The 22,909-nt window shown below is 64.0% G+C and carries 18 protein-coding genes; 11 read left to right on the top strand and 7 right to left on the bottom strand.

Features of this window, described 5'->3' with window-relative positions; genetic code table 11:
- Positions 1 to 8: 8 nt before the first annotated feature.
- The 7 genes from IQ26_RS03485 to IQ26_RS03455 all read right to left on the bottom strand — a co-directional run bounded on the left by IQ26_RS03485 (position 9) and on the right by IQ26_RS03455 (position 8,263).
- Positions 9 to 1,562, bottom strand: coding sequence for an FGGY-family carbohydrate kinase (locus IQ26_RS03485; protein WP_145713559.1), 1,554 nt, complete (start codon positions 1,560 to 1,562; stop codon positions 9 to 11).
- Complete coding sequence (locus IQ26_RS03480; protein ID WP_145713554.1) at positions 1,562 to 2,686, bottom strand: ABC transporter ATP-binding protein; 1,125 nt, start codon at positions 2,684 to 2,686, stop codon at positions 1,562 to 1,564. The genes IQ26_RS03485 and IQ26_RS03480 overlap by 1 nt, the downstream gene beginning before the upstream one ends.
- Positions 2,683 to 3,801: an ABC transporter ATP-binding protein gene (locus IQ26_RS03475; protein ID WP_145713551.1), complete on the bottom strand. Its 1,119-nt coding sequence runs from the start codon at positions 3,799 to 3,801 to the stop codon at positions 2,683 to 2,685. The genes IQ26_RS03480 and IQ26_RS03475 overlap by 4 nt, the downstream gene beginning before the upstream one ends.
- Positions 3,802 to 3,806: 5 nt before the next feature.
- Positions 3,807 to 4,664: a carbohydrate ABC transporter permease gene (locus IQ26_RS03470; protein WP_145713548.1), complete on the bottom strand. Its 858-nt coding sequence runs from the start codon at positions 4,662 to 4,664 to the stop codon at positions 3,807 to 3,809.
- Positions 4,665 to 4,673: 9 nt separating this feature from the next.
- Entirely contained in the window at positions 4,674 to 5,597 is a 924-nt protein-coding gene (locus IQ26_RS03465; RefSeq protein ID WP_145713545.1) for a carbohydrate ABC transporter permease, read from the bottom strand.
- Positions 5,598 to 5,798: 201 nt separating this feature from the next.
- Complete coding sequence (locus IQ26_RS03460; protein WP_145713542.1) at positions 5,799 to 7,244, bottom strand: ABC transporter substrate-binding protein; 1,446 nt, start codon at positions 7,242 to 7,244, stop codon at positions 5,799 to 5,801.
- Between the two features lie 44 nt (positions 7,245 to 7,288).
- A complete protein-coding gene (locus IQ26_RS03455; RefSeq protein WP_145713539.1) occupies positions 7,289 to 8,263 on the bottom strand; it encodes a sugar-binding transcriptional regulator in 975 nt (324 codons plus the stop codon).
- Positions 8,264 to 8,549: 286 nt separating this feature from the next.
- Here IQ26_RS03455 and IQ26_RS03450 point away from each other — a divergent pair, with 286 nt between their 5' ends.
- From IQ26_RS03450 to IQ26_RS03400, 11 genes are all read left to right on the top strand, one after another.
- Positions 8,550 to 9,593 carry a substrate-binding domain-containing protein gene (locus tag IQ26_RS03450; protein WP_145713537.1) on the top strand — a complete coding sequence of 348 codons (1,044 nt, stop codon included), beginning with the start codon at positions 8,550 to 8,552 and terminating at the stop codon, positions 9,591 to 9,593.
- A gap of 36 nt (positions 9,594 to 9,629) precedes the next feature.
- Entirely contained in the window at positions 9,630 to 10,895 is a 1,266-nt protein-coding gene (locus IQ26_RS03445; protein ID WP_145713534.1) for an ABC transporter substrate-binding protein, read from the top strand.
- Positions 10,896 to 10,968: 73 nt separating this feature from the next.
- Positions 10,969 to 11,814: a carbohydrate ABC transporter permease gene (locus IQ26_RS03440; RefSeq protein ID WP_145713531.1), complete on the top strand. Its 846-nt coding sequence runs from the start codon at positions 10,969 to 10,971 to the stop codon at positions 11,812 to 11,814.
- Entirely contained in the window at positions 11,811 to 12,653 is an 843-nt protein-coding gene (locus tag IQ26_RS03435) for a carbohydrate ABC transporter permease (RefSeq protein ID WP_145713528.1), read from the top strand. Before IQ26_RS03440 ends, IQ26_RS03435 begins: the two co-directional genes overlap by 4 nt.
- Before the next feature lie 21 nt (positions 12,654 to 12,674).
- Entirely contained in the window at positions 12,675 to 13,715 is a 1,041-nt protein-coding gene (locus tag IQ26_RS03430) for an ABC transporter ATP-binding protein (RefSeq protein WP_145713525.1), read from the top strand.
- Between the two features lie 40 nt (positions 13,716 to 13,755).
- The gene (locus IQ26_RS03425; RefSeq protein WP_145713522.1) at positions 13,756 to 15,036 is read left to right on the top strand and encodes an amylo-alpha-1,6-glucosidase; all 1,281 of its coding nucleotides are present in this window, start codon (positions 13,756 to 13,758) and stop codon (positions 15,034 to 15,036) included.
- A 254-nt stretch (positions 15,037 to 15,290) separates the two neighbouring features.
- Entirely contained in the window at positions 15,291 to 16,691 is a 1,401-nt protein-coding gene (locus IQ26_RS03420) for an SWIM zinc finger family protein (RefSeq protein WP_145713519.1), read from the top strand.
- A complete protein-coding gene (locus IQ26_RS03415) occupies positions 16,688 to 18,127 on the top strand; it encodes a DUF5691 domain-containing protein (protein ID WP_145713516.1) in 1,440 nt (479 codons plus the stop codon). The genes IQ26_RS03420 and IQ26_RS03415 overlap by 4 nt, the downstream gene beginning before the upstream one ends.
- 20 nt (positions 18,128 to 18,147) lie before the next feature.
- On the top strand, positions 18,148 to 19,227 hold the full coding sequence (locus tag IQ26_RS03410) for an ATP-binding protein (RefSeq protein ID WP_145713513.1): 1,080 nt from the start codon (positions 18,148 to 18,150) through the stop codon (positions 19,225 to 19,227).
- Positions 19,228 to 19,233: 6 nt separating this feature from the next.
- On the top strand, positions 19,234 to 21,501 hold the full coding sequence (locus tag IQ26_RS03405; protein WP_145713510.1) for a DUF5682 family protein: 2,268 nt from the start codon (positions 19,234 to 19,236) through the stop codon (positions 21,499 to 21,501).
- A complete protein-coding gene (locus IQ26_RS03400) occupies positions 21,494 to 22,747 on the top strand; it encodes a VWA domain-containing protein (protein WP_145713507.1) in 1,254 nt (417 codons plus the stop codon). Before IQ26_RS03405 ends, IQ26_RS03400 begins: the two co-directional genes overlap by 8 nt.
- Positions 22,748 to 22,909: the final 162 nt, after the last annotated feature.

The following is a 22,909-nucleotide window of genomic DNA, read 5'->3' as shown; positions in this document are numbered from 1 at the left end:
TCGACTTCTCAGTTTGCCTTGGATACGGCCATCGCACGCCAGACCGGCCGCAGCGCCTCATGTGCCAACGTGTACGACGCAACCGTCCGCTCATAGATCGCGGCAAGTTTTCGGTCGCTCGGTTCGGTCGCGCCAAGCAGTGGCGTGACCCATTCGCCGACGCATTCGTCCATCGACTTGTATTGGCCGACGCAGACCGCAGCGATCATCGCGGCGCCTGCCGCACCGGCCTCCTCGCGTTCACTGGTGCGAATGTCGGCGCCGACGACGGCACCCAGGATCTTGCGCAGCGCCGGGCTTCTGGCCGCACCGCCGGTCAGTCGGATTTCCCGGGGCAGCGGACCCATCGCCGCGTAACAGTCACGCGCGGCGAAGGCCAGCCCCTCGAAAACGGCGCGGACCATGTCGGCATAGCCATGCCGCGACGAGATGCCGACGAAGCCGGCCCTGGCGTTGGCATCGACGAATGGCCCCCGCTCGCCGGCCTCCGACACATAGGGCTGATAGAGCAGCGAGGCCGGCTCGGATACGGATATCCACTGATCGACCAGCGCGATCATCTCGCCATTGGTGCGCGTGATGCCTTGCGAAGCGAGAATGCCGGAGGCCAGGCCAAGGACCCAATCGATGTTGAGCGTCGCCGCCATGTTAGACTGCATTTGCGCAAAGACGCCGGGCGCCGGCATCGTCATCGTATAGCCGGTCGCGGCCTCATTGAGCAGCACTTCGTCCGGCGTCTGCGCGAGCCGCATATGCATGCCGGTGGAACCGATGATGGAGCAGCCGGGCTTGCGCTCGCGATCGAACAGGCCGGCGCCGAGCGCGGTGCAGACCACGTCGACATAGGCCAGCACGACCGGCGTACCGGGAAGCAGCCCGGTCGCTTCGGCGGCCGCCGCCGACAGGCCGGCGCTATGCCTGGTGCCGTCGACGATCGGCGGCAGCAGATGCCTGAGGTCGGTGACGCCGAGCACGTCGAGCACATCGTCGCAATAGCCACGGGTGCGGAAGTCGCCGAAGGTGAAGGTCCCTTCGGACGGATCGGTGGCGCGTTCGCCGGTCAGCCTGAAATAGAGCCAGTCCTTGCAGTGGAATGCAGTCGCGGCACGGCCGAGCATGTCAGGCGCGCTGCGTTTCATGAATGCAAGCTGCGAGCCCTGCTGGCAGGCGGCCAGCCCACTGCCGGTCTTTTCGAAGCGAAGCCGGTCATCGGGCCGTGCGCGGATCTCCTCAACGATCGCGGCAGCGCGCGCGTCAAGCCACAGCCAGCCTTTGGCGACCGGCTCGCCGTCCTTGTCAATCAGCCAGGTGCCATCGCCCTGTCCGGTCACGGCGATCGCAATGGTCCGGCTGGCGAGGTCCGGCACCTTGTCGGCAAGTTGGCGCAGGGTCGTCGCCGTGTCGACCCAGGTGCGCGCCAGGTCCTGCTCGGCACCGCCGCCAGGCAAGGTCTCATACCGGTTCGGCACTGCGGTGGCCGCGAGCTGTCGGCCCGCCGTGTCGAAGGCGACGGACTTGATGACAGACGTGCCGGCGTCGATGCCGATCAGCACATCCCGCATCAGGCAAGCTCCATGCCGTGCGAAATGGCCATTCCGCTGGACTGATCGAAGACGTGCAGGTTTTTCGGATCGATGCTGATATTGATCGGCGCGCCAAGCTCCAGCCGGGTCCGGTCGTGCTCGACGAGGACCAGCGAGCCGCCGGCGAAATCCGCCGCGATATGCGTCTGGTCGCCGAGCCATTGGTTGGCCGAAACCGTGGCCGGCACGCCGTCCTTCGAGCGGCGAACCGCATAGGGCCTTATGCCGATGACGACCCGCTCCCGCTTGACCAATTCGTCGCGAACCGAGCCGCTGAACGCGTCCTTGTCATAATCGAGTGAAAGTCCGTCGGGCAGCCGCAGATTGATCTTGTCGGCAACCGTGCCGACATAGGCCTCGAAGACGTTCATCGGCGGCTCGCCGACGAAGGTACCGGTGAACAGGTTGGCCGGTCGCTGCTTGATCATGTCGGGCGTGTCGAACTGCTGCAGGACGCCGCCCTCCATGACCGCGATCCGGTCGGCAAGCGCGTTGGCCTCGGTCTGGTCGTGGGTGACGAGGATCGCGGTCAGGCCTTGCTCCTTGATGAAGTGCTTGATGCGGCCTCGCAGCACCGCGCGAAGCTGCGGTTCGAGCTGGCCCATTGGCTCGTCCAGCAGATGCAGATCGGCCTTGCGGATTAGCGCACGGCCGAGGCTGGCGCGCTGCTGCTGGCCGCCGGAGATGGAGCTCGGATAGCGCTCCAGTATGTCCTCGATCTCAAGCAGCTTGGCGATGCTCGCCACCTTCGCGTCGACCTCGCTCCTCGGCAGCTTGGCTGCCTTCAGCGCGAACGCCATGTTCTCGCGCACGGTCAGTGGCGGATAAAGCGAATAGCCCTCGAACGCCATCGCCACATTGCGCTTGACCGGCGGCAGCGTGTGCACCTTGCGGCCGGCAACCGAGATGGTGCCGCGCGAGACCTCCTCGAAGCCGGCGATCATGCGCAGCGTCGAAGTCTTGCCGCAACCGGACGAGCCGAGCAGTGCGACGATCTCGCCCCTGCCGATTTCCATCGTCAGATTCTGGACAGCGTGCACGCCCCTGTCGATCGGGCCGTAGAACTTGTCGACGCCGGAAATGGTGAGTGCGCTCTGGCTCATGCCGCTTCTCCGCTGCGCAAATTGACGACGTTCTTCGAGCCGATACGGTCGCCGCTTGCCCGATCGAACAGCAGGGCGCTTTTGCCGTCGACGGCAATATGGGCCCTGCCCTCGGTTTGACCCGGTGTCCCGGCCGGCCGGGAGACCAGGATTTCGCGGCCGCGCACGGTGCGCACCAGCGTGACGATCTTTTCGTTAAGCGGCGTCTCGGCCTCGACGGTCACCGGAATGGCGGCCGGCGTGGCTTCGTCGACGAAGGCCAGCGCTTCGGGCCGCAGGCCGATCACGCAGTCGCGGCCGACCGCCGTCTCGTAGCTGCCCGCCAGATGGACCTGGACGTTCGACAGGCCGATATAGATGCCCTTGGCATCGCGCGACGGCTTGACGTCGAGCAGGTTGATTGTCGGGTCGCCGAACAGCCGCGCGATCTCGATGTTCGCCGGCTCGCGGTAGATCTGCTCGGGCGTGCCGAGCTGCTTGATGACGCCTTGCGACATCACCGCGATGCGGTCGCCAAGCGCCATGGCCTCCTTGTAGTCCTGGGTGACGTAGACGACGGTCGCGCCGCGATCGGCCAGAAGCCTCGGCAGTTCGAGCCGCATTTCGAAGCGCAGTTTGGCATCGACGTTACGCAGGGGATCGTCGAGCAGGAGCACCGGCGGCGAGCCGACCAAAGCGCGTGCGAGCGCGGTGCGCTGTTTCTGGCCATTGGACAGCGCCCGTGGCTTGTGGCTGAGCACATGGCCGATCTTGAGCAGCTTGGCGACGCTCTCGACGCCGGCCTTGATCGCACTTTGCGACGAGCGGCTGGCTTCCAGCGGTGTCGCAATGTTGTCGAAGGCGGTCATATGCGGAAACAGCGCGAAATTCTGGAACGCCATGCCGACGCCGCGGAACTCGGCGTCGACGTCGGTCATGTCCTCGCCGCCGATGAGTATCTTTCCCTCATCGGGGTCGATGACGCCAGCGACGAGCCGCAGCAGCACCGTCTTGCCGGCGCCGGACGGTCCGAACAGGACGAGGGTTTCGCCATCGGCGACGGTCAGCGACAGATTGTCGAGGACGGTCTGGCTCTTGTAGCGCTTGACGACATTCTTGAGTTCGAGGCTGGCCATGAGAACTATCCCTTTACCGCGCCGAGCGACAGGCCTTCGACGAGATAGCGCTGCGCATAGAGGGCGAGCGCCAGCGTCGGTGTGATCGAGAGCACGATCGCCGCCGAGATCTGGCCGTACTGGATGCCGGAGGAGGTGATGAAGGCCAGCGCGCCGACCGTCACCGGCTGCTTGTCGGCCGAGGCCAGCACGAGCGCGAAGACGAAATTGTTCCAGGCGAAGATGAAGGCGAGCAGGCCGGCAGCCGCAATGCCGGGGCCGGCGAGCGGCAGCGCGATCTTGCGGAAGGTGGCAAACCACGAATGGCCGGCGATGCGATAGGCGTATTCGATGTCGGCCGGGATGTCCTCGAAATAGCCGCGCACGATCCACAAGATCAGCGGCAGGCAAATCAGCTGATAGACCCAGATCAGCCCGATATAGGTGTTGGCCAATCCAAGCTTCTGGAAATAGAGGGTGAGCGGCAGGAGCACCAGCAGCGCCGGCGCAAACCTGAACGACAGCAGCGTGAAGGCGATGTCCTCCGAGCCGCGGAACTTGTGCCGTGCAAAGGCGTAAGCCGCCGGAACACCGAGCAGCAGCGCGACAGCGACTGAGGTGACAGACAGGAAGACCGAATTCCACAGGTTGCGCATGAAGGCGATGTCGAGCGTACCGGCTGCCGTGGTCAGCTTGCCGGTGATGAGCGCGGTGTAGTTGGCCAGCGTCGGCTTGAAGACAAGCTGCGGCGGGATCCGCAGGATGGTCTCATTGGTCTGGAACGACATCATCAAGATCCAGACGATGGGGAACATGAAGAAGATCACGACCAGCGTCAGTGCTGTACCGCGCAGGATGCGTTCGAGAGGGGAGGTGTGTTCCATCCCAGCCTCCTATGCCTGGCCGCGGGCGCGTTCGCGCAGGCGCAGCCAGTTCTTGATGAAAATGTTCGAGAGGAAGTAGGTGATCGCCCACAGGATGATCATCAGCGCTGCTGAACGGCCGACATTGGTCGACTGGAAAAAGTTGAGATAGGCCTCGACCTGGAAGACGGTCAGCGTGTCGCCCGGACCGCCCTGGGTCATGGCATAGATGATGTCGAACTGCTGGATGGAATCGAGCAGGCGGAACAGCGTCGCGGTCAGTATATAGGGCGTCAGCATCGGCAAGGTGATGCGGAAGAACACGAAACTCCGTGGCACGCCGTCAAGTGCTGCCGCCTCGAAGGGCTGCGTCGGCAGGCTGCGCAGGCCGGCAAGCAGCAGGATCATGATGAAGGGCGTGTAGACCCAGATGTCGACAAGGACCACCGTGAAAAGTGCCGTCGACGGAGACGAAGCCCAGCGGAAATCCTGAAGCCCGATCAGGCTGGCGAGATAGCTCAGCACGCCGAAGCCGGGATTGGTCATCAGCTTCCACATCAGCGCGGCCAGCGCCGGCGCCGTCATCAGCGGCATCAACAGCATGATCGAGATGAAGTTGTTCAGCGTCGAGCGCTTCTGCAGCAGCATGGCGATGCCGAGGCCGAGAAGCAGTTCGAGCAGAACGGTGATGCCGGCATAGAGCAGCGATATTTCAAGCGTGTTCCAGAATCTCGGGTCAGTGAAAAAAGAAATGTAGTTGTCGCCCCAGTTGAACTGCCGCGCCCAGGGCTGGCTCAGCCGGTAGCGCTGGAACGAATAGACGACCGATGTGAAGAACGGGATCAGGATGCCGATACAAACGAGCAAGGCCGGCAGGCTGAGTACATAAGGCAGCACCCGCTTGCTGATCCTGAAGCCGGAAGGCCTGTTTCTTTGCATTGTCGCCGCAGTCATCGTGGCTCACCCGTCATCTCTGTTGCTTCGCCCTGCCGGCCGCCCAGGGAGCAGGACGGCCGGTCGGGCGAGTGGCGGCACCGCCAGTGTTGAGCATCGGACCCAAAACCGGTTTCCACTTTTGGGTCCGATGCTCCAGGCGCCGCTTCGCAGTGGAATGGCCGGCTGGCCCGCAGAAGCGGGCCAGCCGGCCGCCAGGACTCAGCCGAGCCCGGCTTCCTTGAGCTGGCCGTCAATGCTGGTGGCCAGCATGTCGAGGCCTTCATCGACCGGCACTTCCTTGGCCACCATCTTCTGCAGCGTCGCCGCCCATTCGGTGGTGAGATCGAAGAACAGCGGCTGCGGGGTGAATTTGATGCTGGCGCCCGGCGCCGAGACGTCGAACATCTCGACATAGCCCGGATAGCTCTTGTTGAGTTTCTCGCGGAACACCTCGTCCTTCCAGACCGACTGGCGGACCGGATTGACGAAGTCCATCTTGGTCGCGCCGAACAGCGCATGCTCAGGCCCGGATGCCCACTGCATGAAGTACCAGGTGGCGTCCTTGTCCTTCGAGAAGTTGGACATCGACAGCGACCAGATCCAGATGTTGGGCGTCGGCGCCTTGGCCGCCGGATTGGCCTTGAAGGCGGAGAAGGCGAGCTTGCCTGCCATCTTGTTGTCGCCGCCATTCATGAAGTAGCCGAGGATGTCGGCGTCGAAGATCATCGCCGAGGCGCCGGCGCCAAGATCGGTGCCGACCTGATACCAGGTGTAGGTCGACCAGTCCTTGGGGCCGCTCTCCTGGATCATCTGCACCCACTGCTTGTGGAAGGCCTTGGATTCGGCGGTGTTCATCGCGGCCGACAATTTGCCGTCGGCCGAGACGTTGAGGTCCTTCTGGTCGAAGTTGGCGTAAGCCGACAGGAAGCCGGGATGGATCGTCGCCCAGGAGCGAGAGCCGCGCACGCCGATGCCGTAGACGCCGCCACCGACATCCTTGGTGAGCTTGGCAGCCGCGGCGACCATCTCGTCCATGTTGCCGGGAACGGTGACACCGGCCGTGTCGAACATGCCCTTGTTGTAGGTGATGTTGTTCTGTTCGAAACCCCACGGAATGCACCACTGCTTGGCGTCGTCGGAGCCAAGCACTCCGCCAGGCTGGCCGTTCCAGGCGCAGGATTTCCTGACACCGGGCAGGAAGTCGTCCCAGGCATAGTTCGGGTTGGTCTTGGCCGGATCCTGGATCCACTCGTTGAGGTCGGTGATCCAGCCCGCCGGGCCATAGGTCCAGGTCATGTAGGCGCCGGTCATGAAGGCATCATATTCGGGCGAGCTGGCCGACAGCGCGGCGGTGACCTTGTCGAAATAGACGTCTTCCGGAAACACGTCATAGACGACTTCCATACCGGTCAACTTCTTGAAGTTATCGAGGTTGGCGATCATCGCATCCGCGTAAGGATGCTTGTTGAGCAAGAGCTTGATGGTCTTGCCCTTGTGCGCCTGCCAGTCGAAATCGGCCGCGAGCGCGCGGGTCTGCCCCAGATTGAGCAGCGTGCCGGCCGTGCCAGCGGCAAGGCCCATCGCGCCAAGGCCCTTGATCAGCCCCCGACGATCGACTTGTCCGCGCAGGAACGCATCGATCAGGTCTTTCTCTTTCTCATGCATCTGTCTTCTCCTCCACAGGGTAGTTTCAATCGAATGGTTGCCGGCTACCCGACCGGCGTCTGCTCCACGAGTGATCGCGCCGTCCGCTCATCGGTGACCAAGCCCTTGAGATAGCGGCCCTCCAACACCGATTTGATGGCACGAACCTTCACCTTGCCGCCGGCAACGGCGACAATCCTGCGATTGCTGATGTCTTCGCGCGCCAGCGCCAGCGCCCGGTTGGAAAGGGTCGTCTCGACCGCCTTTCCAGCATCGTCGAAGAAATGGCCGAGCAGTTCGCCGACGCCGCCCTTGCGGCGGATCTCCTCCATCTCGCCCTTCTCGATCATGCCGGTGGCGACCAGCGACGCCTCGCGCTCGGCAGTGCCGATACCGGCAATGAGCAGGTTGGCGGCCTTGCCGAGATCGAAGACCTCGCTGATGCCCTTCTGCCCAAGCAGCACGGTTCGATCCTCGACCGTGTTGGCGAACATCGGCACCGGCATCACATAGGCTTCCGCGCCTGTCCGTTCGGCCAGGCGATGAATGACGTCGTGCGGATTGGCCGAGAACTTGCGCGTCAGACCACCGAGCAGAGAGACGAAGCGGGTCTTTTCGGCCGATATGCGCGGCAGATATTCCACGCAGGCGGCCAGCGTGCGGCCATGACCGACGCCGATCAGCGTGTCCTCACCGCGTTCGATCTCACGCTTGAGAAACTGCGCGCCGGCGATGCCGAGCGCCTTGAGCGGCAGGTCTTCCCCGTCAAAGTCGGGAACGACCTCGCAGTAATCGAGGCCGTAGCGGCTGGACAACTCGTCTTCGAGCACGACGCATTCCGACACTTCGCCGTCGATATAGACTTTGACCAGCCCTTCCTGATTGGCCTTGGTGATGAGGCGATGCGCCTTGAGGCTGGTCAGCCCCAGCCGCTTGGCGACCTCCGACTGGGTCAGCCCGCCGGCATAATGAAGCCAGGCGGCACGTGTGGCCATGCTGGTTTCATCATCGCGCAGGAGGCCGTTTCCGAAGCCAACCATTTCCGCCCTTTGATATTTTTATCAGCTGTTGCAAAATTTTTCACAAGGCGCCGCAGGAGTCAAGCGCCGCATCATTCAAATCACGCCAAAGCGGACAAAGAGGCTTTGGCCCGCTGTTGGTGCCTATTCGAAGTGCCGACCTATCGACCTGCCGGAGCAGCGATCAGCCTGCCGACCTTCTGTGGCTGGACCCTGCATCTGAGCGCCGGTCGAGGGTCGATTTAAAACGTTTGCAATTTATGCTGAGGCCATTACAAACGTTTCAAACGCTTTGTTCGGAGGAACGGTGCCAGCCCGCGTCACCACGCTCAAGGAACTTGCAGCGCAGCTCGACCTGTCGATCACTACAGTGTCGCGGGCGCTTGCCGGCCATCAGCAGATCGCCTTGAAGACGCGCGAACGGGTCACTGAAGCCGCGCGCCAGGCCGGCTACGTGCCCAACACGGCGGCCCGTACGCTGGTCTCCGGCCGCAGCGGCTTTGTCGGCATGGTGCTGCCGATCCGCGGCCCAAATCTGGTCGATTCTTTCCTCGGCGAATTCGTCACCGGGCTTGGCGAAGGGCTGGTTTCGCATGGCACCGACCTGATCCTCGCCGCCGCGGCGCAAGGCCAGTCGGAGCTTTCCGTGCTTCGCCATGTTGTCGAATCCGGACGCGCCGATGGCGTCGTCGTCACCCGCATCGCCGAGGTCGACGAACGGCTCGCCTACCTGCGTCAACGCAATTTCCCGTTCGTCGCCCATGGCCGGCTGCTCGACACCGACTTCGCCTACAACTGGCTCGACACCGATGGCGCGCACGCCTTCGGCGAAGCCTTCGACATGCTTTACGATCTCGGGCACCGCCATTTCGGCCTGGTGACGATCGCCGAGCCGATGACGTTTCGGCATCTGCGGCAAGACGGGCTCGCCGCAGCGATCGCCCGCCGAGGCGATCCGTCGGTCAGGCTCGATGTGGCGACCGCGCCGCGCTTCGATCGCGGCGCCCGCATCCAGGCCATCAACCGGCTGCTGCATGCTGTCGAGCGGCCGACGGCCATCGTCGCGCTGTTCGACGAGCTCGCGCTCAGCGTCATGGAAGAGGCCGCCCGCGCCGGCCTGACCATCCCTCGCGACCTTTCCGTCATCGGCTTCGACAACATCGTCGCCTCGGCCTATGCGCCGCCGGGCCTCACCACATTCGATGCCTCGATCCGCCAGTGCGCGCGCGAGATCGGCGAGATGCTGTTGACCATCATCGGCGGCAGGCCCGCCGCTCCGCTGACGCGGCTGATCCGGCCAACGTTGGTTTCGCGGGCAAGCCATGGCCCAGCGCTCACAGGAAAAAACTGACGCCGGGGCGGCGCACAACCAGGGAGGAAGACCACGATGAATGCGTTGAAGACATTGGCAGGCGCCGCACTCGCACTGTCGATCGCGATGGGCGGTGCGCAAGCCCAGGTGCTGTTCTGGTCGACGCAGGCGCGGCCTGTGGAGGAGACGCAAAAAATGCGCAGCGAAGTGCTGAAGGCGTTTGACGGCCAGGTCGACTACCAAGTCGCCGAGGACGGGCCCTGGCTCACCCGCCTCCAAGCCGAACTGCAGGCCGGCTCCGGCACCATCGGCGTGCTCGGGGGCCTGCACGGAGACTTCTCCACGGTGGGTGCGGACCTTGTCGATCTGTCCGGCGTCGACGTCGGCGGCGCCAAGCTCAACGAAGCCTACCAGAAACTCGGCATGCTCGGTACCGGCGTGCAGAAATACCTGCCGTGGATGCAGGCGACCTTCCTGATGGCGGCCAACAAGCAGGCGCTGCAATATCTGCCGGCAGACGTCGACCTCAACACCATCACCTATGACCAGCTCATCGAATGGTCGAAGAACATCGCCGAAAACACCGGTTCGCCGAAATTCGGCTTTCCGGCCGGGCCGAAGGGGCTGAAGCACCGTTTCTTCGAAGGTTTTCTCTACCCATCCTACACCGGGTCGATGGTGACCAAGTTCCGCTCGACGGAGGCCGAGACCGCGTGGAACAAGTTCAAGGAATTGTGGCAGTACACCAACCCGAATTCGACCAACTATGCCTTCATGCAGGAGCCACTGCTGACCGGCGAAGTGTGGGTGGCGTTCGACCACGTGGCGCGGCTTGCCGATGCGTTCAACCAGAAGCCCGACGAATTCGTCGCCTTCCCGGCGCCAGCCGGCCCGGCGGGTCGCGGCTACATGCCGGTGATCGCCGGCATCGCCATTCCGAAGACATCGCCGGACATGGACAAGGCCAAGGCGCTGGTCGCCTACATGCTCAAGCCGGAAACGCAGATCGCGACACTCAAGGCCACCAACTTCTTCCCCGTCATCGACGTCAAGCTGGCCGACGACATGCCGGCCTCGGTGAAAGCCTTCAGCCCGGCGATAGCCACCATGACCGGTGCGCCGGATGCGCTGCCGGCGCTGCTGCCGATGGGGCTTGGCGATCTCGGCGGCAAGTTCAACCAGGTCTATGTCGACAGTTTCGAGCGCATCGTGCTCGGCGGCCAGGATGTGCATGGCGTGCTTGAGGAACAGGCGACGGCGCTCAAGGCGCTCATCGACCAGTCCAAGGCACCGTGCTGGGCGCCCGACAAGCCATCCGCAGGCGCCTGTCCGGTCGATTAAGATATCCTCCCGAGGGGGCGTCCGGGGTTTGTTGCGCTCCGGGCGCCCGCTGCATCATGCCAAAGGATAACTCATGCACGGCAAGGCCCTGCCCTATCTGCTGCTGATGCCGGCAACGCTGTTCCTCTGCGTCTTCTTCCTCTACCCGTTCGCGCTGGTCGCCTTCGAGGCTTTCACCCGCGACGGCGGCTTCACGCTGGATAATTTCCGCACCATGGCCGGCAACTGGAAGTTCCCGGTCGCCTTCTGGAACACCATCCTGCTTGCCGCCATCGTCGTGCCGATCCAGCTGGTCATGGCCCTGTTGATGGCGACAGTCGTGTCCAGGCTCGAAACCGGGCGGGGTGCGGCGCTCTACATCTTTGCCATCCCGCTCGGCATCTCCGATCTCGCCGCCGGGTTGATCTGGCTTGCCATTTTCGACCAGTCCGGCTTCCTCAACACGCTGCTTTCTAACCTCGGCCTCGTCGACAGGCCTGTCATGTTTCTCGGCTACCAGAGCAAATTGACCATCTTCGTCGCCGTGGTGCTGGCCGAGATTTGGCGCGCGACCGCGATCATGATGGTCATCCTGGTCGCCGGCATGGGGCTCATCCCGCGGGAATATCACGAGGCGGCCGAGGTCTTTGGCGCGAGTCCGTGGAAGCGCTTCGTCAAGATCACGCTGCCCTTGCTGCGCCCCAGCCTGCAGACGGCGATCATCCTGCGCGTCATTCTCGCCTTCGAGGTTTTCGCCGTGGTGGCGGCGCTCGGCGGCACCAATTTGCCGGTGCTGATGGGCGAGACCTATAATTGGCAGTTCTCGTTGCAGGATCGCAACGTTGCCGCCGCTTTCGCCCTGCTCATCCTCGCCATCTCGGTCGGCCTCACGCTGTTCTTCCTGCGGGTGCTGCGCGTGCCGAAGGAAGCGCGCATATGATCGCCGTCGCAGAGATACCGATCGCCGTGCCCGCGGTCCGCAAAGCCGGCAACTGGCTGCTGGTCGCCACCGTCATCCTGCTTTCGGTCTGGGTGCTGCTGCCGATCTATCTCCTGACCGTCAACGCGTTGTCGTCGCCGGAAGAGGTCACTGCCTTTCCCAAGCGCTTTTTCCCTTCCTTCGATATCGGCAGCCTGTCTTTCTTCATCAATTTCGCCGGCGTCGGCAGGGCGCTGTGGAACTCGGTGCTCGTCGCCACCCTTACGATGATCCTCTCGATCGGCTTTGGCGCGCCCGCCGGCTACGCGCTGTCGCGCTTCGATTTTCCGGGCAAGGGCACGTTCCGCTTCCTGGTGCTGATGACCCGCGCCTTTCCGCTGCCGCTGCTGGCGCTGCCGCTGGCGGTGATGTTCATCCGCACCGGCCTCGACGACACCGCCATCGGGCTGGCGCTGGTCCACACTACGCTGGCGCTGCCGTTCGCGGTGCTGATCACCTTCTCGCTGTTCTCAGGCATCCCGGTGGAACTGGAGGAAGCGGCGTGGACGCTTGGCTGCACCCGCCTGCAGGCTTTTCGCAAGGTCATCCTGCCGCTGGCGCTGCCCGGCATGGCGGCCTCGGCGGTCTTTGCCTTCACCATTTCCTGGAACGAGGTGTTTGCCGCCGCCGTGCTCACCATCGAGAACCGGACGCTAACCGCCTTCCTGCTGCAGAGCCTCGGCGAGTCGCCGCTCTATCTCAAATTCGCCGGTGGGGCGGCACTGGTCATCCCGGCGCTGATCTTCATCTTCGCCGTGCGCAAATACCTGTTCGCCATGTGGGGGATCGCCAATCGATGACGTGCGATAGGGAGAAAGCCGATGGCTGAGATCGCCATAAAACAAGTGGCCAAGCGCTTCGGCGGCTTCACCGCGCTGCACCAGGTCGACCTCACCATCGCGGACCAGGAATTCATGGTGCTGCTTGGCGCCTCGGGCTGCGGCAAGACGACATTGCTGAGGATCGTCGCCGGATTGGAAACACCGAGCCAGGGTGAGGTCTGGATCGGCGGCCGTCGTGTCGACCATCTGCCGCCGCGCGACCGCGGCATCGCCATGGTGTTCCAGAACTACGCCGTCTTCCCGCATCTGACCGTGTTCGAAAACATCGCCTTCGGCTTGCGGATGAAGAAACTGCCGCAGCCGGAGGTCGAACGCCGCGTCACCCGCACCGCCGAGCTCATGCATATCGAACAGCTGCTGAAGCGCTATTCGGGCCAGCTTTCCGGCGGCCAACGCCAGCGCGTCGCCGTCGCCCGCGCGCTCGCCATGGAGCCAGACGTCATCCTGATGGACGAGCCGCTGTCCAACCTCGACGCGCTGCTCAGGCTCGAAATGCGTGCCGAGCTGAAGGGTGTGCTCGCCGCATCCAAGACCACCACCATCTACGTCACCCATGACCAGGTCGAGGCGATGAGCCTCGCCGACCGTATCGCCGTCATGCATCAGGGCCGCATTGTCCAGGCTGCCACGCCTGTCGAGGTCTATCGCAACCCGGCCGCACGCTTCGTCGGCTCCTTCATCGGCAATCCGCCGATGAATTTCATCCCCGCGACGAAGACTGCGAACGGAAGCTGGACCGTCGCTGGCCTGGCACTGCCCGGCCCTAAATCGGACAAGCGCAAAATTGAATTCGCCATTCGCCCCGAAGATGTCGACGCAGGTGACGAGGGGCTGCATGCCACCGTGCGCGTCATCGAGCCGCTCGGGCCGCACACGCTGGTCACCTGCGATGTCGAGGGCGGGCTGTTCCGCGCCATCCTCGAATCGAACGCCGCGATCGCCGTCGGCGACCACCTGCGACTTGCGCCCAAAGCCGATCGCATCCGCTGGTTCGATCCTGAAACCACTAACGCCCTTTGATCCGACAACGCTCTTCAGTCCCGAAAGTACGAACGCTTCAATGATCTCTCTTGCCGTCAACGAAACCATCGCCCGTGCCGTCGAGGTGCTCAGGGAAAACGACCACGGCGACTACACCATCCCGACCAAGGGCCTCTATCCGTTCCAGTGGAACTGGGATTCCTGCCTGACCGCGCTCGGTCTTGCCCATTACGACGAGGCGCGCGCCTGGACCGAGATCGAGACACTGTTCGCCCATCAGTGGCCGGACGGCATGGTGCCGCATATCGTCTTCCATGTCCTGAACGACAGCTATTTCCCCGGGCCGGAGGTCTGGCTGACCAACCGCCCGACTGCCACCTCCGGTATCACCCAGCCGGCGGTGGCCGGCTTTGCCGTGCGCCGCCTGTTCGACCGGGCCAAGGACAAGAAACTGGCGGCCGAGCGTGCCCGCGCGCTGCTACCGAAGATCGACGCCTGGCACCGCTGGTTCTATGAAAACCGTGACCCGAAGGGCGAAGGATTGGTCGCGATCATTCATCCATGGGAGTCCGGCCGCGACAACTCGATCGACTGGGACGACGCCTTCGAGCGCGTGCCGACCGAAGGCGTCGAGCCCTACACGCGCCGCGACACCCTGCATGCCGACCCGGCGCACCGGCCGACCAAGGCGCAATATGACCGCTACCTCTGGCTGGTGCAGCATTTTCGCGCACTGGGCTGGGACAATGCAAAGCTGCATGATGCCTCGCCCTTCCAGATCGTCGACCCCGGCTTCAACGCCATCCTGATCCGCTCAGCGGCCGACCTTGCCGATCTTGCCGAGACGCTTGGCGAGAAGGAAATCGCAGAAGCCAATCGCAGCCGCGCCAAAACGGGGCTTTCGGCGATGGAGCGGCTGTGGAGCGATGCGCACGGCCAATATCTCTGCCTCGACCGCGTCATCGGAAAGCTCGCCGACAGCGCTTCGGTGGGCGGCATCCTGCCGGTCTTCTCGGCCATCCCGAAACCCCGCTCTGCCGCAATCGCCGCCACCATCGAGCGCATCGCCGGCAAGTCACGCTACATCGTCCCCTCGCACGATCTCGACGATCCCCGCTTCGACGCCAAGCGTTATTGGCGCGGGCCGGTCTGGCTGGTGGTCAACTACATGATCGCCGATGGCCTTGCCGCCGCCGGCCATGGGCAAGTCGCCCAACGGATCACGCAATCCAGCCTTGACCTGATCGCCGAGAGCGGTTTTGCCGAATATTACGACCCGCTAACCGGCGAACCGCTCGGCGGCGACCGTTTCACCTGGACTGCGGCGATGGTGATCGAGTTCCTGAAGGGCAGAGACTGACGCCCCTCTGGGCCGCCAAGGCCTGCTCCCGTCCACGGAGCGCATAACTGGTCTGCCGACGCCAACGCCGCGTTTTGCTGGAAATGCTCTGCCTGCCGAATGGTAACATCGCTTGCGGATCAGGCGGATTCGGGCACATAAGGACAGGAGTTCGAGAAGTTTCGGTCTTCCCTTCTCGAGAACTACAATAATTCTTCACAAACGGTTGTCTATCCTGGCGACAGGCGTTTGGTTCGGGTCACGAGAGGCGCGGCTTGGAATTCGATTTGAAGACCATCGAGGCGCTTGCCCCCGATCAAGCGTCGCTGAGCGCTGCCTCCAAGCTGACCAAGCTATCGAACTGGCCGCGGCTCGAAAAGAATGAGCAGCAGGCGCTCATCTGGGGTGAATGCCAAGGCTCCGGCTCCAATCCCTATCGGGTGGTGGTCGACACTGGCGATCACGGCTACAAATGCACCTGCCCCTCGCGAAAATTCCCGTGCAAGCACACGCTGGCCCTGATGTGGATTGCCGCCACCGCGCCAGCCAGTTTTACCTCGGCCGAATCGACGCCGGAATGGGTGAATGACTGGCTTGGCCGGCGCAGGAAGGCAACGCCACCACCAGCGCAGTCCACACCCGGCGCGGCAGCCAAGAGCATTGATGATGCCGCACGGCCGGACGAAAGCGCCGCCATCGAGGACGTTGCGACGATGGAGCGTCGCGAGGCAGCGCAGCGCAAGCGGGCAGAAGACACACGACAAGCGGTGTCGGCGGCGCTCGACGAACTCGATCAATGGATCGCCGATCAGTTGCGGCTTGGTCTTGCCGGGTTTGTCGATGCCAGCAGCGACCGTTGCCGCCGGATTGCGGCGCGGCTGGTCGACATGAAGGCAACCGCGCTTGCCGGTCGCATCGACGAAATCCCGTCGCGGCTGATGGCGCTGCGCAGCGAGGAAAGACCGGATGCGGCAATCCGCGAACTCGGCAAGCTTGTGCTGCTGGCCAAGGCCTGGCGGTCGGCGCCCGACGACCCCGAGTTGAAGCGCCTGGTATCGACGTCCGAGACCCGCGAACAGGTTCTGGCCAATCCCGATGCAAGACAGGTCGAAAGCTTCTGGGAAGTCCTGGGCGAGAAGATCGAGAGCCGCCGCGACGGTCTCGTCAGTCATTCGACCTGGCTGCTCGACCTGAAGTGCGCTACCCCGCAATTTGCCGTGCTGCTCGATTACTTTCCGGCTTCGGCCGGACGCCGGTCCAACGCTTTTGCTCCGGGCGATCGTTTCGATGCCCGGCTGGTCTTCTATCCATCACGCAAGCCGCTACGCGCACTGGTGGCGGAACGCATGGGCGAAGTGATGCCCGGCGCGTGGCCTGATTTTACCTTCGGCGCGGCAAAGGACCCACTCGCCACGCATGCTTCCCACGAGGACGCCGCGCCCTGGACGACCGATTGTCCTCTCATGTTGCCGCCCGGTGCGATCCTGGTCGACGACCGGGGTACAGGCTGGTGGCAGGCCAGGGACGATCCGCAAGGGATCGCCTTGCCGATCGCCGGCGCTGTCAATCAGACATTGCTCGGCCTCGACCTTGCCGCCACGGCAGCGCTCTGGGACGGCGCCCGGCTTGACCTTCTGGCTGCTCAAAGCGAATTCGGGAGGCTTGACCTGTCGTGAACGAGGGCGAGCAAACAGGCCTGGCGACAATGCGCGATTGCTGGATCACTGGCGGAGCCACTTTCGATCTGGCTCCGACCGCCTGGAAGGCAATCGCCGGCGGTGCAAGTCCCGACGAGCAGGAGCGCCGGCTGCTGGCAATCGCCGCACAAGCCCTCGACGTCGCCCTGCGGCCTGCGGCGCCGAAGACACTCAAACGCCGGCCGCCGCTGCCCAGGCTTGCGCTCCCGATGCTGCCGGAGCGATTGCGGCCGTTGTTGAGAACCGCTCTGAAACACGCCGTCGATGCGAGGCGCAAGACGCGCGTGGCGACGCTTGTCGCCAGCCGCGGCTTTGTGCTTCATCCCATGGACTGGATGCCCGCCGCGTCGGATCAGAGCAGTCCGGACGTCTACGCTCCCTGGATCGACTGGCAAGCAAGCGTGGACGGGGAGAGGCATGCCCCGCAAGAGAAACTGACTGCGGAAAATTGGGACGAGTTCTATCCCGCCGCGCGACGCATCGCGCTGGCGGACATGCGCCGTACTGAACCGGCTTCGGCTCGAATGCTGATCGAGGCCAAGGCATCGGGCGAGCCCGCCGAGGTCAGGCTTGCGCTCATCGAACTCATGCGCTTCGGCCTCAGTACCGAGGACGCGCCGTTCCTGAAAAGCCTGGCCACCGACCGTTCCGGCAAGGTGCAGGACTTGGCCGACCGGCTGCTGGCAAGGCTGGGCGAGCACGGCCACTCAAGCGAAGGCGGGGCGGACGATCCCGCAGTCGAACTCGCCGCCTTCATCAGCGAAGGCAAATCCGGCTTCATCCGCCGCCGCAGCATCTACACGCCGGCGAAATTGAAATCGCCGGCGCAGGAAAAACGTCGCGCCGAGCTGTTCGAGACCTGCAATCTGGTCGATCTTGCCGCACGGTTCGGTGCTAGCGAACCTCAATTCATAGGGGCTTGGCAATTCGGTGCCGACAACGATGCGGACATCCTGATCGCACGAATGGTCGCCGCTTCGGGGAGCGACGCTGCGGTGACGAATATGGCAGACGCACTTGTCGCCGACGGCGGCAAACCAGCGCTGCTCGTGTTGCACCTCATGCCGCGTCTGGACAGCCGCAGAAAGCGTGTCCTCATCAGGCTGATCCTGAAAGACTCCAAATATCTTGGTGCTCTCAACCTTGCCGAAGGCATTGAGGCAAGTTGGTTGGAATGGGGCGACCTAACGAACGGCCAGACCCTGCTGGCGTTGCGTTCCGCTGTTGCGGGAAACGACGACGCCGCGAAGCGCGGCGTCGACGAAATGCTGGAAACGATGGGCTTTCTCGCCACCGCGGCGACGGCGGAAAAATTGATCGAGGATATTATTGCGGCCGGTATGCCCCCGGCGGCTCCTTCGCTCGGGTTTCTACGTCTCAACGCATCACTGGCGGGGCCTGGAACCAACACATGACCAATCCGGAGAACAGCAAAATGAACGCAGCCATTCGCCTCCCGGTCGAGCAGGCCTATGCCTCTGAATTGCAGGCGCTGGCGCGCGGTGACGACAGGCAAAAGCCTGCCGGCTGGAGCCTCTCGCCGCAGGCTGTGCTGACCTATCTGCTGGGCGGGAAGGCCAGTGACGGCACCCTGATAACGCCGAAATATGTCGGTCGCCGCCGGTTGGTGGAAAGCGCGGTGGCGACGCTCGCCACCGACCGCGCGCTGTTGCTGCTGGGCGTTCCCGGAACGGCCAAGTCCTGGGTGTCTGAACATCTCGCCGCCGCCATCATGGGCGACTCGACGCTGATCGTGCAGTGCACGGCCGGCACCGATGAGAACCAGATCCGCTATGGCTGGAACTATGCGCAACTTCTGGCAAAGGGCCCGAGCCAGGAAGCATTGGTGCCGACGCCACTCTACCGCGCCATGCAGACCGGCAAGCTCTGCCGGCTCGAGGAACTGACGCGTATGGGCTCGGACGTGCAGGACACGCTGATCACCGTGCTTTCCGAAAAGATGATGCCGATCCCGGAGTTGAACACATCGATCTATGCCCAGCGCGGCTTCAACATAATCGCCACGGCAAACAACCGGGACAAGGGCGTGAATGAGCTTTCCTCGGCGCTCAAGCGTCGCTTCAATGTCGTGGTGCTGCCATTGCCGGAAGACATGGCGGAAGAGGTGGCGATCGTCTCCAAACGGGTCGATGAGATGGCCGGCGGGCTCGACCTGCCGGTGCCGAAAAATGTCGGCGAGGAGATCGCTCGCGTGCTGACCATCTTCCGCGAACTGCGGTCCGGTGCGACCGCCGACGGCAAGGTGACGCTGAAGACACCTTCGGGCTCGCTGTCGACAGCAGAGGCGATCGCCACGATGGTTGGCGGCCTGAGCCAGGCGGCATGGTTCGACAGCGGCAAGCTCGGCGCAGAAGGTCTCGCCGCCAGTCTTGTCGGTGCGATCGTGAAAGACCCGGTCCAGGACAAGGCAGTGCTGGAGGAATATCTGGAAACAGTGCTCAAGAAGCGGCCTGATTATGCCGGCTACTATGCGGCGCTGAACGCAGCGATCTGACGCGCCATGGGGCACAGCGACGTCGCCTATTTCGGCATACGCCATCACGGGCCGGGTTCCGCCGACAGCCTGGTGCAGGCGCTGCAGGACTTGCAGCCGGTCGCCGTGCTGATCGAGGGGCCGAGCGACGCGTCCGCGCTGCTGCCGTTGCTGGCGCGCCCCGAGATGCAGCCGCCGGTGGCGCTGCTTTGCTATCCCGACGACGACCCGGCTTCGACAAGCTTCTGGCCCTTCGCCGAGTTCTCGCCCGAATACCAGGCGGCGCTGTGGGCGGTGGACCACAAGGCGGCCTTGCGGTTCATCGACCTGCCGTCAGCGGCGCGGTTCACGGCGGCGGTCGACGGCGCGGACAAGACGGGCGATGCCGACAAGGCCGAGCCTGCGGAAAAAGCCGGCGCGGACGGCGAGGCGGATTCGTATCGGCGCGATCCGATCGGCAAGCTGGCGCAGGCCGCTGGCTATGAGGACGGCGAAAGCTGGTGGTCGGACATCATCGAGCAGAACCCGGAACCAGGCCCTATATTCGCCGCCGTCGCCGATGCCATGACGACACTGCGAGACGGCGAGGACCCGATCGCTGAGTTCGAAGCTAAACGCGAGGCGCATATGCGGCTCGAAATCGCTGCGGCACGCAAGGAGTTCGACGGCCCGATCGCCGTCGTCTGCGGGGCATGGCATGTGCCGGCCTTGCAGGCCGCCCACACGCAGAAAAACGATCAGGCCCTGATCAAGCGAATTGCCCGGCGCAAGAGCACGATGACATGGGCACCGTGGACGGGGCCGCGCCTGGCGCTGGGCTATGGCTATGGCGCGGGCGTCGTCGCACCCGGATGGTGCAAGCATCTCTGGCGCACGCGCGGCCGGCGCGATGCAGCAACCCTGTGGCTTGCGATGATCGCGGCGGTGCTGCGGGTGAAGGGCCACCTGGTCTCGACCGCTTCGCTGATCGAAGCGGAGCGGCTCGCCCGCACGCTCGCCGCAATTCGCGAGCGGCCGAAACCTGGTTTTGAGGAATTGCGCGACGCTGCGATTGCGGCCCTGTTCAATGGCGAAGCGTTGCTGTGGGCTCTGGTCGAGGCAGAGCTCCTTCTGGGTGCGGACGTCGGCGAAATCCCACCCGACACGCCGCTGGCGCCCCTTATCGAAGATCTGCAGCGCTACCAGAAGGCAGCGCGGCTGAAGCCTGAGGCGCTGGAGCGAGAGCTATCCGTCGATTTGCGAAGCGACAGCGGGCTGTTTCGCTCGACACTGCTGCATCGGCTGAACGTGCTCGGTGTGTATTGGGGCAAGTTGACGGACGCCGGTCGCAGCCGAGGCACCTTTCGTGAGCGGTGGACCCTGGCCTGGGAGCCAGAATACGCCGTTCGCCTGGTCGAGAACCTGATTTATGGGCCGACCATCGAAAAAGCTGCCAACGGCCGCCTGATCCAGATGATCGAAGCGGCGGCGACCCTCGACGCGCTTGCTGCACTGGTCCAGGGCGCCATCACGGCAGGCCTGCCGGAAGCGTCGACGGCCGGGCTCGCGGCATTGGAGGCGCGGGCGGCGCGCAGCAGCGAATGCCTGGAGATCCTGGCCTCGGTGCCGCCGCTCGCCGGCATCATCCGCTACGGCGAGGCCCGCAAAACGGAGACGAACCGGCTGTCCAGCCTCATGGAGAGGCTGATCGTCGAAGGTGCGATCGCGCTTCCCTATGCTGCACGCGATCTGGATGAGCAGGCCGCCGCGACGCTGGTTGGCGCGATGCGCAAGGCCGACGAGGCGATCAGGTTGGTCGAGCCCGGGGAAGACGTGCTGAACGGATGGCACAACGGGTTGACTGCCGTGCTGGAAGGGTCGCGGTCGACGGCACTGCTGGCCGGATGCGCCGCGCACCTGCTCTACGAGGCCGGCCGCCTGCCCGCCGAAGCCGCAGCCGGGTTGCTCGGGCGACGCCTGTCGCCAGGCACGCCGGTCGCCGAGGCGGCAGGGTTCTTCGAGGGCTTCTTCAGCACAGCCGGTCAACGGCTGATCTATGACGAGGGTCTACGTGGTGCAGTCGATGCGTGGCTCAAATCTCTCGACGAAGATGCTTTCATCGCGCATCTGCCGCTGCTGCGCCGCGTCTTTTCCAATCTGGACAGCATGGAGCGCCGCCGGTTGATCGAAGCAGTCCTCGGACGTGCCGCGCGCTTGCCGGCTGGCCTGACGCCGACGCCGGATGGCGGCGAGGCATGGCGCCGACACCTTGAGCTGCTTGGACCGTTGCTCACCGGAGGAGACGGCAATGGATGACGAGGGCGAAATGAACGAGCCCGGCCCGCTCACTGCCGATGGCGGAAGGGAGCGGCGCTGGCGGTTGGCGATCGGCGCCGATGACGAGACCTCTGCAGAACTTTCCAGCGACGACAAACGGCTTTCGGCGGCACTCGACGCTCTTTACGGCGACGGCACCAACGCCGCCGCTGCCGATCCGCGCAAGCGGCGCGGCGGACTCGGCCGATCGGCGCCGCGCGTTGCACAATGGATGGGCGACATTCGCTCCTTCTTTCCCGCGCAGGTCGTCCAGATCGTCCAGAAGGACGCTTTCGAACGGCTGGACCTGAAGCAGATGCTGATGGAGCCGGAATTCCTGAGGGCGATCGAGGCGGACGTCAACCTCGTTGCCGACCTGATTTCGCTGCGCTCGGTCATGCCGGCCAAGACCATGGACATCGCCCGCACGATCATCGCCGATATCGTAGCCAAGCTGATGCAAAGGCTGGAGCAGAAGACCGCCGAGGCGATACGCGGCGCGCTCGACCGGTCGAGGCGCACCAACCGCCCGCGTTCACGCGATATCGACTGGCAGCGCACCATCTCGGCGAACCTTCGCCACTACCAGCCCGAGCACAAGACCATCGTGCCGGAGAAGCTGGTTGGTTTCATGCGCAAGCAGCGCCGGCTGGTCGATCTTGACGAAGTCGTTCTCTGCGTCGACCAGTCCGGCTCGATGGCAAGCTCGGTCATCTACGCCTCGATCTTCGCAGCGGTCATGGCCTCGCTGCCGGTTGTGCGCACCAAGCTCGTCTGTTTCGATACGGCCATCGTCGACCTTACCGAGGAACTCAGCGATCCAGTCGAAGTGCTGTTCGGCGTGCAGCTTGGCGGCGGCACCGACATCAACCAGGCCGTCGCCTATTGCGCCGACCGTATCGAGCGGCCAACCAAGTCGCATCTGGTGCTGATCACCGACCTCTACGAAGGCGGCAATGGCCAGGAACTGCTGCGGCGGCTGGCGGCGCTGGTTCGATCCGGCGTCAATGTCGTCGTGCTTCTGGCGCTGACCGATCAAGGCCGGCCCGGCTATGATCCGGCGATGGCAGGTTCGGTCGCCGCGCTTGGCATTCCGGTCTTCGCCTGCACGCCGGATCTGTTTCCGGACATGATGGCGGCGGCATTGCGCCGGGAAGATATCGGCGCCTGGGCGGCGGGAGCCGACATCAAGCTGATTCGCGCCGACGCCGAGGCGCCGAGTCATTCAATGCCAACTCCCATATAGGTTTGACAAATAGCAGCCCGTCCCTATGGTCGGCCTGTTACAGGAGCTGCACATGGCGAAGACAACCGGCTGCATTTTCGGCGGGTTTTCGGTACGCTTGCTTGGCAGCGAAAATCGGCTCCGACCGCAGCCCTCGCCCATCGCTCTTCCGGCCGCATCGAC

This window comes from Mesorhizobium tianshanense, from assembly GCF_007830515.1.
GTDB classification, from domain to species: domain Bacteria; phylum Pseudomonadota; class Alphaproteobacteria; order Rhizobiales; family Rhizobiaceae; genus Mesorhizobium; species Mesorhizobium tianshanense.
Note: the sequence above shows the minus strand (reverse complement) of the source record. Positions and strands in the feature narration are given on the sequence as shown.